This window comes from Hyunsoonleella flava, assembly GCF_004310325.1.
GTDB lineage: Bacteria > Bacteroidota > Bacteroidia > Flavobacteriales > Flavobacteriaceae > Jejuia > Jejuia flava.
The window spans coordinates 137,558-150,600 of record NZ_SIRT01000003.1 but is presented as its reverse complement, the minus strand read 5'-3'; the positions used below and the strand labels follow the sequence as shown (position 1 = coordinate 150,600).

The following is a 13,043-nucleotide window of genomic DNA, read 5'->3' as shown; positions in this document are numbered from 1 at the left end:
GAGCGTTATGAAGAAACTTTTGCCATTATTTAGTTTAATTATTGTTTGTTTTGGATTCAACCATATAGATAACTTATCAGAAAGGCGTTTTTCATCTTTAAAAATTGAGCATTTAGTTGAAGATTCATCATTGGATGTGAGGGCTTTAGAAATTATTGAATCTAAAAATAGTATCGTAGTTTATTTGACCTCGAGAGGGGAGCTTGGAATTTTGATGCCAAATTCTTCGTTTAATCATGTAGATTCATTAAAAAATAAACCTTTTTATAATCACAAGATTGATTTATCAACTGATACTTTAAAATTAAATTTTAGAGCCCTAGCAATAAATGAAAACAAAGGTTTTGGAATAACTATAGGAAGTCCTGCATTAGTTTTTAGTTTAGATGCTGATTTAGAAAAGAATAAAGTGGTTTACCAAGAAAACCATCCCAAAGCCTTCTATGATTCCATGGAATTTTGGAATAATCAAGAGGGTATTGCGATTGGAGATTCAACCGATGGTTGTTTGAGTGTTATCATTACACGAGATGGTGGAAAAAGTTGGGAGAAACTATCATGTGACGATTTGCCAAAAGCTACTGAAAATGAAGGTGCTTTTGCTGCTAGTGATACCAATATAGCAATTGTTGACAATAAAACTTGGGTGGCTACTACTGCGGGACGTGTGTATTTCTCTCCAGATAAAGGAAACACATGGGAGGTTTTTGCTACTCCAATAGTAAAGGCAGAAGAAACCGAAGGTATTTATTCTATTGACTTTTATGACGAACTGCATGGTTTTGCCATTGGTGGCGATTATACCAAGCCAGATGATAATGCTGCCAATAAAATAAGAACCACAGATGGAGGTAAAACTTGGGAACTAGTAGCCCAAAATCAAAACCCTGGATACCGCAGTTGTGTGCAATATGTGCCGAATGGTGAAGGCAGGAAATTGGTAGCGGTTGGTTTTAAAGGTATTGATTACAGTAGCGATTCTGGGAGTACTTGGCAACACCTTAGTAATGAGGGCTTTTATACCATCCGGTTTTTGAACGATTCTGTGGCGTATGTAGCAGGAAAGGGTAGAATTTCAAAACTAACCTTTAGAGAATAGAACAAAAAAAGAGAGGCGTTAACCTCTCTCCATTCGTCGTTTTTTAAACTCTTCCAACATTTTCTTTTTAAAATCGTCTTCAGCAATTCTCAAAAGAATCATTTTTTTAGGAGAAATGACTTTGGAAATTTTATCAAAAAATTCAGTTTTAACTGTATGCATTTGCTCTTCAGCCTTTTTAAAACGTTCGATTAAGACCAGAGCTTCATCATCAGACATTGTATCTATATTTTCTCGTATCTCGCTCCTAATATTTCTCATTTCGTTAAACCGTATCTCATTCATTTTTTCCTCAAAACCATTATAAATAGGCCAAAACTTTTGGGCTTCTTTTTCAGTTAAGCTTAAACGCTCCGTCAAAAAAGAAACTTTTAAAGCTTTTATACGTTCATGTCTTTTTCCTTTTTGGGCATTCACGCCAAATGAGATGAGCAATACTATGATAATTAGTGTTTTTTTCATTGTAATAAATAATTTGTTATTCTACCATATAGCTCTCAATATCTGCATTGTTTAGTAGGTATTCTTCAAGGTTTTCTGCATCTAAATTATATTCTACCAAACCATCTTCACTAGGTAATTCTTCGGTAAATAAGGACGCAATTTCATAAGAGCTTATATCTTCATCTAATATATAATTTTCCACAGTGGCTGCTTCTAAATCTTCGATAGAAACCCTATCGTTAAAAATTGAAAGGTTAAACAATAAAAGAATAGCAGCTGCTATACCAGAGATATATACAATAGTTTTTCTGTTAAGAAGGGATATCACTTTTGTGTCCTTTTTTTCTGCTACATTGGCAACAATCCGATCTTCCAAAGTTTCAAAATAATGCTTTGGAACATCAAAACCTGTTTCAGGTGTGCCGATAACTTCTTCTACCTTTATGTTATCCATCAAGGTATATTCAAAGTTCTCAAAATAGTCTTTCGGAACTTTAAACCCTGATGCATTGATATTATCTAATTTATTTCTTTTCATTGCTTTCTATTGTCGTTTCTTTGACTCTTATTTTACAAAAAGGTTTAATTCTCAGTTAAATACGCTTCAATTTTTTTGACAGCAATATGATATGAAGCTTTTAAGGCACCTTCACTCGTTTCTAAAATTTCCGCCATGTCTTTATATTTAATATCCTCAAAATATTTCATATTAAAAACTAATTGTTGTTTTTCGGGTAATGTAGCAATAGCTTTTTGTAATTTCAATTGAATGACGTCGCCTTCAAAATATACGTCAGAAGTTAAATTATTTATTGCTAATTGTTGCACTTCTTCACTCGTAATTTGTAAACGTTTTGCATTCTTATTTATTAATGTAATGGATTCATTCGTTGCAATGCGATACATCCACGAAAATAATTTGCTATCGCCTTTAAAGTTATGAATGTTTTTATAGATTTTTATAAATGTGTTTTGAAGCACATCATCTGCATCTTCATGGGACTTTAAAATGTTTCGGATATGCCAATACAAACGCTCCTTGTAGAGAGTGATTAGTTCTCTAAAAGCTTTTTCTTTATGCTGGGGCGATTGCAGCTCTTTTACTAATTGTGCTTCGTCAGTCACAAAAGTGATTTAGATTTTAGACATTGAAATATAACTAAAGTTTAATCTGAAACACTTTAATTAAACGCTAAAAATCGTAATTGTTTAATAATCATACAAGTACAAAATACATTATCGATTAAATGTAAATAAATACGATAAAATGCATTTTTTTCTTGGTTGGAATGTATTTTTCATATACATTTGTATCAGAAACCTACTTATATATGTTAGTCGTCCCCAAGTCTAACATGAACAAAAAAAAGGATAGTTGCCCAAATCACTATCCTTTTTTATTTTTCTAACGTTTTTTACCTCGATTACGATTATCCTATGCTTTGCATTTCCACAAGTTTGTGGTAGGTACCCTTTTTGGCAATAAGTGCATCGTGTTTTCCTTGTTCTACAATTTCACCTTTGCTCAAAACAACAATTTCGTCAGCATTTTGAATTGTGGAGAGTCGGTGTGCAATCACGATTGATGTTCTATTTTTCATCATATTTTCTAAAGCTACTTGCACCAAGCGTTCACTTTCGGTATCAAGAGCAGATGTGGCTTCATCTAAAATCATAATTGGTGGACTTTTTAATACCGCCCGTGCAATACTTAAACGTTGTTTTTGTCCACCAGAAAGTTTGCCTCCCGCGTCTCCTATGTTGTAATCAAGTACACCTTCTAGATCTTTCACAAACTCCCAAGCATTTGCAACTTTTAAAGATTCAATCACATCTTCATCGGTGGCATGCTCATTACCAAGTTTTAAGTTATTTTTAATACTGTCGTTAAATAAAATAGCATCTTGGGTTACGATACCAAGTTGTTTGCGTAAAGAGCTTGTTGTTAAATCTGTGATGTTATCACCATCAATTAGAATTTCACCTTCATTTACATCATAAAAACGAGTGATAAGATTTGCTACAGTAGATTTTCCACTACCAGACTGCCCAACAAGTGCCACAGTTTTACCTTTCGGAATGGTTAAACTGAAATTTTTCAATACATATTCATCTTGATATTTGAACGATATGTTATCAAACACAATTTCAGAATTAAAATCATCTTTCGTTTTGGCATTAGGTTTATCCTTCAAAGGGTTTGGTGTATCAACAATTTCTTGAATACGTTCTGCTGCAGCACCTCCTTTTTTGATATTATAAAGGCCACGCGATATTGCTTTTGCGGGAGTAAGGATATTGTAGGCTAGCCCCATGTAAATTAAAAACTGACTCCCATCAAGAGCTAAATTGTTATTATCGCTCAAAACTAGATTACCACCATACCATAATATGACCGAAATCATGCAAATACCCAAGAACTCACTTGCAGGAGAAGCAAGGTTTTGACGGTTCATTAATTTATTGGAAAACCGATAAAATCTAGAAGTGGATTCTTGAAATTTTTCGGTAAACTTATCTTCGGCACTAAACCCTTTTATAATTCTCAAGCCCGTTAATGTTTCTTCTAAAGTAGATAAAAACATACCTTGTTCTCTTTGAACTTTATCTGATTTTCGCTTTAAACTTTTACCAATTCTTGAAATAACAAAGCCCATTATCGGAATAAAAATGAAAACGAATAATGTAAGCTTTGGACTAATATAAACCATTGCAATGATGGTGAAAATAATAGTTAAGGGTTCTCTAACCAATAATTCTAAAACCGATAGGAAAGAGTATTGTAAATCTTGTACATCACCAGTAACCCTAGCTAGAATATCACCTTTTTTTTGGTCTGAGAGATAAGAGAGTGGTAGCTCGATAGTTTTTCGGTATACTTTATTTCTGATGTCTCTAATTACGCCATTTCTCAAAAACACGAGAAAATAGTTTGCGAGATATCCAAAGAGGTTTTTCAGGAGAAACATCACTACTATAAGTCCGATGGTAAACATTAAGGCTTTGGATTTGTCGCCACCTGTAAATTGATGCATTTCGTAGTTCAGAAAATCTCCAAGATATTCACCAAGTTTATCCAAACCAGTATACGTTGGTTTTACCTTAGGGACAATCTTTTCCTTATCGAAAATCACATCCAGCATTGGCTTTAAGGCGACAAAAGATAGCGTACCAAATAATGCAAAAAACACGTTAGAAATAACGTGTCCTATGGCGTAGCTCTTGTAAGGCTTAGCATACCTTAAAATATTGGTAAAATGACTCATTAATTAAATAAGATTCATATCCTTTAATATAGTTTCTGCTTTTGCATCTAATTCTGTTTCTAAAGCTTTAAAGTTCTGAACGGTGTCCAATTCTGAATTTACACTTACGTAGAATTTTATTTTAGGCTCGGTGCCACTAGGTCTTAATGCTATTTGGCTTCCATCTTCTGTGTAATAAATAATTACATTCGATTTTGGAATGTCAATAGAAGTAGTTTCTCCGGAAATTAAATTTTTAGAAGTTGCAGACTCATAATCTTCTATCTTAACAACTTTAGAGCCATTTACAACAGTAAGTGGGTTTTGGCGTGCATCTATCATCATTTGTTTAATTTCTTCAGCACCTTCGATTCCCTTTTTAGTTAACGATATTAGTTTCTCTTTGTAGAAACCATGTTCTACATAAAGTTTAATCAATTCTTCAAAGAAAGAACTGCCTTTAGATTTTGTTATAGCTGCAATTTCGCAAGCTAGAAGGGTAGAGGTAACCGCATCTTTGTCGCGCACAAAATCGCCAACCATAAATCCAAAACTTTCTTCGCCACCACCAATAAAGTCTAATTCTGGATGGTCTTTAATGAGTTTTGCAATCCATTTAAACCCTGTAAGCACAATTTTGTTATCAACACCATAAGCATCTGCCAGTTTAGTAAGCATTGGTGTAGATACTATTGTGGTTGCTATAAATTCTTTTCCTTTTATTTTACCCTCAGATTTCCATTTTTTCAAAAGAAAATCAACCATCATCACCATGGTTTGGTTACCGTTAAGTAATTGTAATTCATTATCAGAATTACGCACTGCAACACCAAGCCTATCACAATCAGGGTCTGTGCCAATTACAATATCGGCTCCAACCTTATCCGCCAGCTCCAAAGCCATTTTTAAGGCAGCAGGTTCCTCTGGATTTGGTGATTTTACTGTAGGAAAGCCACCATCAGGCTTTCGCTGTTCTTCAACAATATGCACATTCTTATAACCAGCACGTTTTAAAGTTTCAGGAACCGCTGTGATTGAAGTACCATGAAGTGAAGTAAATACAATTTTTAAATCATCTTTGGCTGCTTGAGAAGCTCCAACACTTCCGTTTTCAACTGAAGCATCGATAAATATGTCATCTACATCTTTTCCTATGTGCTTGATGAGGTCTGCATTGGCTTCAAACTTAATATCTGCATAATTCAAATCATTGATCATTTTTATAACAGCGCCATCATGTGGTGGTACCATTTGACCACCATCTTGCCAATACACTTTGTAGCCATTATATTCTGGTGGATTGTGAGATGCAGTTAATACAATACCGCAATGGCAGTTTAAATGCTTTACTGCAAATGATAATTCTGGTGTAGGACGTAAATCCTCAAATAAATATACTTCAATACCATTAGCTGAAAACACATCTGCAACTACCTTAGCCAAAGTTTGGCTATTATGTCTACAATCGTAAGCAATAACGGCTTTAGGAGTTTCATTAGGGAATTGCTGATGTAGATAATCACTTAAACCTTGTGTGCTTTTACCTAGCGTATATTTATTGATTCTATTGGTGCCAACACCCATTACACCTCGCATGCCACCGGTACCAAACTCTAAATCCTTATAAAAACTTTCTTGGATATCTTTTGGATCATTAGCAATACTATCTTTAATAGTTTGCTGCGTTTCTTCATCAAAAGTTGGCGTTAACCAAGTGTTTATTCTCTCTAAAATTTTTGGCTCGATATGAATCATAGTTATCTAATTTGTAATGGTAAACAAAAGTAAACATTTGATTAAAAATACGAATTTAAAACACTCGCTTTTTGAATATATATTTACGAAAACAACGTAACAAAATTAAAAATTAAGCTTGTCTTTTATGAGATAACGTCGTTTATCAGGTCTGTTTCGTAAAATAAGTTCGCCCAAAAAACCGGCAACAAAGAATTGTGTACCAATAATCATTGTTACTAAAGCGATGTAAAATTGAGGTCGTTGGGTAATTAATCTTCCTGTTTTATCGATGTACAATTTATCAATACCAAGATAAAGCGCAAAACCAAAACCTATTATAAACATGATAACTCCAAGCGCACCGAATAAATGCATCGGGCGTTTGCCAAAGCGAGACAAAAACCATATGGTTATAAGGTCTAAAAAACCGTGAATGAAACGATCTATACCAAATTTAGTTTCGCCGTATTTTCTGGCTTGATGCTTTACTTCCTTTTCTCCAATTTTGTTAAAACCTGCGTTTTTGGCTAAAACAGGTATATAACGGTGCATTTCTCCGTTTACGTCTATGTTTTTAACAACGGCCTTTCTGTAAGATTTAAGTCCGCAATTAAAGTCATGTAACTTCACTCCAGAGGTTTTACGAGCAGCCCAATTAAACAATTTAGAAGGCAGATTTTTTGTAAGTAGGGCGTCGTAACGTTTTTTCTTCCAACCTGAAATTAAATCATAACCTTCAGAGTAGATGAGTTTGTATAGTTCTGGGATTTCATCAGGATTGTCCTGAAGATCTGCATCCATAGTAATCACCACATCGCCTTGGGCTTTTTCAAAACCGGCGTGAAGCGCTTGTGATTTCCCAAAGTTTCTTAAGAATCGTATACCCTTTACATTAGTGTCTTTTCGTGATAGTTCTGAAATAATTTTCCAAGAATTATCGGTACTGCCATCATCAATAAAAATAATTTCATATGAAAAATGATTGGACCGCATCACTTTTGCAACCCAATCATGTAATTCATTTAAAGATTCTTCTTCGTTAAGTAGTGGTATAACTACGGATATGTTCATTAACTATGCTTCTTTTTTCATTACCAGTCCTCCGATAACGGAATAGATTAAGCCAAATAATGCGCTAAGTCCAATACCAATAGCACCACCTAACCATGGATTAGAAAACTTTTTAATAGTTTCCATTGTTTTATCTATCATTTCTTCTGTCATTTTTGGATTTTCATAAAGTTTTTCTCTTGTTATATCCATTATTCTGTCGGTTAGGTAAGGATCAATCACATAAAATAATAATGCATTAAAAGCGGTACTAATCAGAGCACTAATCACGGCTACTGCTACTCCAACCTTTATAGCATCAATTAATGTAAGTAAACCTCCGTTATGCTTCTTGTAGCGATTTATGGAATATATTATAATAACAGGAAATATAATATACAAGATGAAATTTGGCCATTGCTCTCCTTTTTCCATTATGCCTGAAAAATAGGTTATAGCTGTAATTGCAATCATTATTACTCCTAGTATAAGGCCGTAATTAACTGAAAATTTTCCTGGAGATAATTGTTGTTCTTCCATAATTTTTGTTGTTTTGGTTATATGGATGGTTAGTAAACAAAGATAACAAAACGTTACATTTCCGAACCTAAATAAAAAATATAAAAAAGTAATTGCGGATTTGTAAAAATTACTTAAATTTGCACCTCGAAAAATTAAGATTTAAAGCGTAAAGCTATGAAAAAAGGTATACATCCAGAAAATTATAGAATTGTAGCATTTAAAGATATGTCAAATGACGATGTGTTTTTAACAAAGTCTACTGCTGATACAAATGAAACGATTGAAGTTGATGGTGTTGAGTACCCACTTGTGAAAATGGAGATTTCAAGAACATCGCATCCATACTACACTGGTAAATCTAAATTGGTGGATACTGCTGGTCGTATTGACAAGTTCAAAAATAAATATGCAAAGTTTAAGAAATAAACTAGTTCAAAATATATTTGTAAAAAGCCTTTCTACTATAGAGAGGCTTTTTTATTTTTACTTCAAAGTAATTTTAATAAACTAAAAAGTCTGAGGTGAAAACTTCAAACTTCAAACTTCAAACTTCAAACTTAAAATGAACTATATTCTTTTTGACGGTCCTGCAAGGAATAATCTGCTTCCGTTTACCTTTACCCGACCAGTAGCCGATATTCGTGTTGGCATTTTAACCATTAGGGAAAAATGGGAGTCGTATTTAGACACTACCACCACCACTGTAACAGAGGACTACTTGTCTGAAAAATATCCGATGGTGGAAATGGAGGAGAATATAATGGTTAACGCTTCTTATCTTCCAAATTTCCAATTAGTTGAAATGATTAAGGGGTTAAAAGAAAACCAAGCTATTTTTAAGGGAGAAGATGTTATTGCGTTTCATGCAAAAGAAGGACAGGATAACATAGATTTTGAATCGTATGATAATATTGAGTTTGGAAGTGAGTGCCTTAAAATAGAATATACCTGGGATATTTTTTCGAAAAATGGAGAGGCTATTCAGGAAGATTTCACCTTGATAACTAAAAACAGAACTTCCCAGGCTATCCCTACAAGTAACAATGTAATAGCTTCAGAAAACATCTTTTTGGAAGAAGGTGCTAAATTGGAATTTACCACACTTAATGCTAGTAATGGCCCAATTTATATTGGGAAGAACGCTGAAATTATGGAAGGCTCTGTAATTAGAGGTCCTTTGGCATTATGTGATAGTGCAACTATAAAGCTAAGCTCAAAGATTTATGGACCAACAACAGTGGGCCCACATAGCAAGGTAGGGGGAGAAGTAAACAACGCTGTTCTTTTCGGATTTTCAAATAAAGGACATGATGGTTTCTTGGGTAATTCGGTCTTAGGTGAATGGTGTAATTTAGGCGCGGATACTAACAATTCTAACTTAAAGAACAATTATGCTGAAGTGAGACTATGGGATTATCAAACCGAGGGTTTTGCTAAAACAGGTTTGCAATTCTGTGGACTTATGATGGGCGATCATAGTAAATGTGGTATCAACACTATGTTTAATACAGGTACAGTTGTAGGGGTAAGTGCAAATATTTTTGGAAGTGGTTTCCCAAGAAATTTTGTACCAAGTTTTAGTTGGGGCGGAAGCAGCGGATTTACTACTTATTTAACCAAAAAAGCATTTGAAGTTGCTAAGGTTGTGATGTCCAGAAGAAAAATAGATTTTTCTAAGCAAGATCAGGACATATTGGAACATGTTTTTGAAGAAACTAAAAAATACCGTCGCGAATAATTAAGGGTTAACGTTCTAATTATTAAAGATTTGTATATTTGAGATATTAATCTTTTTTATTTTGAAATTAATTACCGCAATCTTTATTATACTGTCTCCTGTTGTTGTGTTTTCACAAGACAAAACTGTTGAAGTTAAAAATTTGGATATCAATAATGAATATCCTCATTTTGCTTTGATGCCCTTAAACGGAAATCAAATTGTATTTACCTCATATCGCTTAAAGAAAAATGGGAAAGTAAAAGTTGCTTTTACAGGTGAGGGTGTTTTATCGGTTTACAAAGGAAACATCGGGGCGAATGGTACTATTACCAATATAAAGGAAATTAAAATTGATACGCAAGCTGGATTGGGTTCCATTACAAGTGCAACTTTGAGTGCAGATGGTAAAAGAATTTATATAATGACCACCTACACCGATAAGAATATGCCCAAAGGGAACTTCAATAAAGCAAATTTCCATTTAGAAATTGGCGAGTTTAGGCAAGGTGTGGGTTTTACTAATTTTAAAGTATTGCCATTCTGTAAACCACGTTTCTCTTATGCACATCCTGCATTAAGTGCCGATGGAAAAACGCTATATTTTACGGCTAATGTTAAGGGAGGAAGGCAATCTACGAAAGGTGGTTCCGATATTTTTATGGTTGACGTTTTAGGTGATAATACCTATGGAGAGATTAAGAATTTGGGTTCTAAAGTGAATTCATACAGTAGGGAAATGTTTCCTGTGGTGTCATCGGACAATACGCTTTACTTTTCATCCGATAAGTCCAATGGTTTTGGAGGCTATGATATTTATAAGAGTAAAAAGAATTCAGATGGTACATTTACTAAAGCCGAAAAATTGCCAAAACCTTTTAATAGTAAAGAAGATGATTTTTCACTAGTACAACTAAATAATAATTCAGGATTTCTTGTCTCTGAGCGCGATGGAGGAAAAGGTGATAATGATATTTATTTTTTTCACTATTGACAGACATCACAAACCAAGGTAATGTTTTGTAAAGATCCAGTTACATCTGTACTGTCCGAAGAATCATCACTTAATGCATTAAATTCAAAAGTTCCGTCTAAAATAAAAGTATTGGAGTTTACAGAATTTTCTGCTTTTCTAAATTTATTTACAACTAATTTACCGGAAGTTCCTCTGTAATTAATGTCATTAATATTGATAAATAATTCAACGACATTATAATTAATCGTGTTGCCTTTTTTTAGTTGTGATAAATCTGTTATCACTAAAGAAAACCTAATAGTATTTGTAGAGCTATTAGAGTTGTTTTTAGATTCTAAAGATCCAATATATGAAGTTGTATTTTGAATTTCGAAGGTTGAATTTTCAAACTGATAAAAGTCGTCAAAATTGCCGTTACTTAGGTTTATGCTTAATTCGGGATCATTATTTTGTATTTCTTTTGTAGCGTCTTCATCTTTACTGCATGATGATAGGCTTAATAGGAGGAATAGAATACTTGTGATTTTTAATTTGTTTGACATCTTGTTACGTTTTAATGTTTTTTACATACATCGAAACAAGATAAAAATGTCATCATTTAATTTTTTTCACCTGCCTTAAATCCAATAAATTAATAGGGTTAATACCCAAATCTTTTACATTTTTTCTGGTAAATCGAACCACTTCATCATAAAATAGTGGTACCATGATGGCATTATCCATGGCAATAGAATCTATAGTGGTGTATAACTTTTTCCGTTTCTCGATATTTGAAATGCTAAAAGCGGCGTTATACAGGCTATCAACTGTTTTATTCTTAAAGTGGAAGTAATTTGATCCTTTTGGAGTAAAGTTTTTGCTATAAAAAATAGAGAGGTAATTTTCGGCATCCATATAGTCTGCCACCCAAGAGCTTCTAAACATATCTACTTTTCCTTCAGATCGAGACGATCTTAAAGTTGCTTCAGGCATCACATCTACATTTATTTTTAGTCCAGCTTTTTCCAATTCACGTTGAATAAATTCACAGAAACTCAAGTAATTACTGGAAGTTACCAAAGTTATTTCAGGATTGGTAATACCGCTTGTTTCCTTAAATTGTTGAATAAGTTGTTTGGCTTTTTTGGGTTGATACGTAAATCCAATAGACTTACTATACCCTGGAAGTCCTATGGGAATAAAACCTCCATTGGCTGGATTGCCAATACCATTTCTTAGATAGATCATCATTTTCTTTCTATCAAACCCATAATTTATGGCTTTTCTAATAAGCTTGGATTGAATTTCAGGTGTTTCAGAATCTAAATAAAAACCTAAATATTCAGAGTTTAAATATGGCCCTTTTACCATGTTTACAGCATTGGAATATCGGTCTCTTAACTTACCATCTGCCGTTAACAATTCATCTTTGTATGAAGCGTCCAAGCCAGACAGATAGTCAATATTGCCTTGTGCAAATTGCAGAAATTCACTCTGCTTATCTGGAAGGAATGTTAGTGCTACAGCCTCTAGATAAGGGAGTTGGTTATCGTTTTTGTCTTTTTCAAAATAGAGTTCATTCTTGCGGAGTACCAACTTTATGTTTTCCTCCCAGCGTTTAAATTTAAAAGGTCCCGTACCGATAGGATGCGAACGGAATTCGTTTCCATAATGTTCTACAATTTCTTTTGGAACAACAGAGGTATATTTCATGGTTAATAAACCAATAAAAGCAGGAAACGGCTGTTTTAAGGTGATTTCAAAAATAGTGTCATTTATAGCTCTAAAATCATCCACTTTATTTAAAACCCAACTTCCAGGAGGTGCAAGTTTTTCATCACGTAAACGATTCAAACTAAACGTAAAATCGTCTGCAGTAACTGTTCTTGTAGAATCCTTACCAAACAACACGTGTTTATGGAAATATACATCGTTTCTTAAATTGAAGGTGTAAATTGTACCGTCCTCTGAAATCGACCAATTCTTAGCAATACATGGTAAAATGTTAAGTTTATCATCTAGTTGTACCAAACCATTGAACAATTGGTTGCAAACCGAGTTATCCTGTAATGTTCTGGAAAAAGCAGGGTCTAGGGTGTTTATATTGGCAAATTCGTTGTAACGGAATACGAGATGGTCTTTGTTCGCATTAGTATCCTCTTTACATGAAAAGAGTGTGCAACTAATTGACAAATAGATAATTGTTTGACGCCAAATATGTTTTATCATATAAGTAATTAGTTGTAAATTTGCCCTCTTTTAGCGGTAAAGATA

At 33.7% G+C, this 13,043-nt stretch carries 13 protein-coding genes; 4 read left to right on the top strand and 9 right to left on the bottom strand.

Annotated elements, in window-relative coordinates:
* Positions 1–7 precede the first annotated feature (7 nt).
* Entirely contained in the window at positions 8–1,099 is a 1,092-nt protein-coding gene (locus EYD45_RS05870) for a WD40/YVTN/BNR-like repeat-containing protein (protein WP_130963511.1), read from the top strand.
* 18 nt (positions 1,100–1,117) lie between these two features.
* Here the strand turns inward: EYD45_RS05870 and EYD45_RS05865 are convergent, their stop codons facing one another.
* From EYD45_RS05865 to EYD45_RS05835, 7 genes are all read right to left on the bottom strand, one after another.
* Positions 1,118–1,561 carry a hypothetical protein gene (locus tag EYD45_RS05865; RefSeq protein ID WP_130963510.1) on the bottom strand — a complete coding sequence of 148 codons (444 nt, stop codon included), beginning with the start codon at positions 1,559–1,561 and terminating at the stop codon, positions 1,118–1,120.
* A 16-nt stretch (positions 1,562–1,577) separates the two neighbouring features.
* Positions 1,578–2,081: a hypothetical protein gene (locus EYD45_RS05860; RefSeq protein ID WP_130963508.1), complete on the bottom strand. Its 504-nt coding sequence runs from the start codon at positions 2,079–2,081 to the stop codon at positions 1,578–1,580.
* A 44-nt stretch (positions 2,082–2,125) separates the two neighbouring features.
* Positions 2,126–2,668 (bottom strand): RNA polymerase sigma factor, encoded by a 543-nt coding sequence (locus EYD45_RS05855; RefSeq protein ID WP_130963506.1) that lies wholly within the window; start codon positions 2,666–2,668, stop codon positions 2,126–2,128.
* A gap of 305 nt (positions 2,669–2,973) precedes the next feature.
* On the bottom strand, positions 2,974–4,809 hold the full coding sequence (locus EYD45_RS05850) for an ABC transporter ATP-binding protein (protein WP_130963504.1): 1,836 nt from the start codon (positions 4,807–4,809) through the stop codon (positions 2,974–2,976).
* A 3-nt stretch (positions 4,810–4,812) separates the two neighbouring features.
* A complete protein-coding gene (locus EYD45_RS05845; RefSeq protein WP_207303294.1) occupies positions 4,813–6,543 on the bottom strand; it encodes a phospho-sugar mutase in 1,731 nt (576 codons plus the stop codon).
* A 105-nt stretch (positions 6,544–6,648) separates the two neighbouring features.
* Positions 6,649–7,596, bottom strand: coding sequence for a glycosyltransferase family 2 protein (locus EYD45_RS05840; RefSeq protein WP_130963502.1), 948 nt, complete (start codon positions 7,594–7,596; stop codon positions 6,649–6,651).
* Positions 7,597–7,599: 3 nt separating this feature from the next.
* A complete protein-coding gene (locus EYD45_RS05835; RefSeq protein WP_130963501.1) occupies positions 7,600–8,115 on the bottom strand; it encodes a DUF4199 domain-containing protein in 516 nt (171 codons plus the stop codon).
* 156 nt (positions 8,116–8,271) lie between these two features.
* On the opposite strand from EYD45_RS05835, the gene EYD45_RS05830 reads away from it, so the two are divergent.
* The 3 genes from EYD45_RS05830 to EYD45_RS05820 all read left to right on the top strand — a co-directional run bounded on the left by EYD45_RS05830 (position 8,272) and on the right by EYD45_RS05820 (position 10,808).
* Positions 8,272–8,523 carry a type B 50S ribosomal protein L31 gene (locus tag EYD45_RS05830; RefSeq protein ID WP_076700033.1) on the top strand — a complete coding sequence of 84 codons (252 nt, stop codon included), beginning with the start codon at positions 8,272–8,274 and terminating at the stop codon, positions 8,521–8,523.
* A 136-nt stretch (positions 8,524–8,659) separates the two neighbouring features.
* Entirely contained in the window at positions 8,660–9,835 is a 1,176-nt protein-coding gene (locus tag EYD45_RS05825) for a GlmU family protein (RefSeq protein WP_130963499.1), read from the top strand.
* Positions 9,836–9,896: 61 nt separating this feature from the next.
* The gene (locus EYD45_RS05820) at positions 9,897–10,808 is read left to right on the top strand and encodes a TolB-like translocation protein (RefSeq protein WP_130963498.1); all 912 of its coding nucleotides are present in this window, start codon (positions 9,897–9,899) and stop codon (positions 10,806–10,808) included.
* Here EYD45_RS05820 and EYD45_RS05815 read toward each other — a convergent pair.
* On the bottom strand, positions 10,802–11,332 hold the full coding sequence (locus EYD45_RS05815) for a hypothetical protein (protein ID WP_130963496.1): 531 nt from the start codon (positions 11,330–11,332) through the stop codon (positions 10,802–10,804). The genes EYD45_RS05820 and EYD45_RS05815 overlap by 7 nt on opposite strands.
* A gap of 52 nt (positions 11,333–11,384) precedes the next feature.
* Entirely contained in the window at positions 11,385–12,998 is a 1,614-nt protein-coding gene (locus EYD45_RS05810) for an ABC transporter substrate-binding protein (protein ID WP_130963494.1), read from the bottom strand.
* Positions 12,999–13,043 lie beyond the last annotated feature (45 nt).

Excerpts from the sequence above, each read along its gene's own strand:
- EYD45_RS05870 (WP_130963511.1), top strand. The coding sequence starts at position 8 with ATGAAGAAACTTTTGCCATTATTTAGTTTAATTATTGTTTGTTTTGGA.
- EYD45_RS05865 (WP_130963510.1), bottom strand. The coding sequence starts at position 1,561 with ATGAAAAAAACACTAATTATCATAGTATTGCTCATCTCATTTGGCGTG.
- EYD45_RS05860 (WP_130963508.1), bottom strand. The coding sequence starts at position 2,081 with ATGAAAAGAAATAAATTAGATAATATCAATGCATCAGGGTTTAAAGTT.
- EYD45_RS05850 (WP_130963504.1), bottom strand. The coding sequence starts at position 4,809 with ATGAGTCATTTTACCAATATTTTAAGGTATGCTAAGCCTTACAAGAGC.
- EYD45_RS05845 (WP_207303294.1), bottom strand. The coding sequence starts at position 6,543 with ATGATTCATATCGAGCCAAAAATTTTAGAGAGAATAAACACTTGGTTA.
- EYD45_RS05840 (WP_130963502.1), bottom strand. The coding sequence starts at position 7,596 with ATGAACATATCCGTAGTTATACCACTACTTAACGAAGAAGAATCTTTA.
- EYD45_RS05835 (WP_130963501.1), bottom strand. The coding sequence starts at position 8,115 with ATGGAAGAACAACAATTATCTCCAGGAAAATTTTCAGTTAATTACGGC.
- EYD45_RS05830 (WP_076700033.1), top strand. The coding sequence starts at position 8,272 with ATGAAAAAAGGTATACATCCAGAAAATTATAGAATTGTAGCATTTAAA.
- EYD45_RS05825 (WP_130963499.1), top strand. The coding sequence starts at position 8,660 with ATGAACTATATTCTTTTTGACGGTCCTGCAAGGAATAATCTGCTTCCG.
- EYD45_RS05815 (WP_130963496.1), bottom strand. The coding sequence starts at position 11,332 with ATGTCAAACAAATTAAAAATCACAAGTATTCTATTCCTCCTATTAAGC.
- EYD45_RS05810 (WP_130963494.1), bottom strand. The coding sequence starts at position 12,998 with ATGATAAAACATATTTGGCGTCAAACAATTATCTATTTGTCAATTAGT.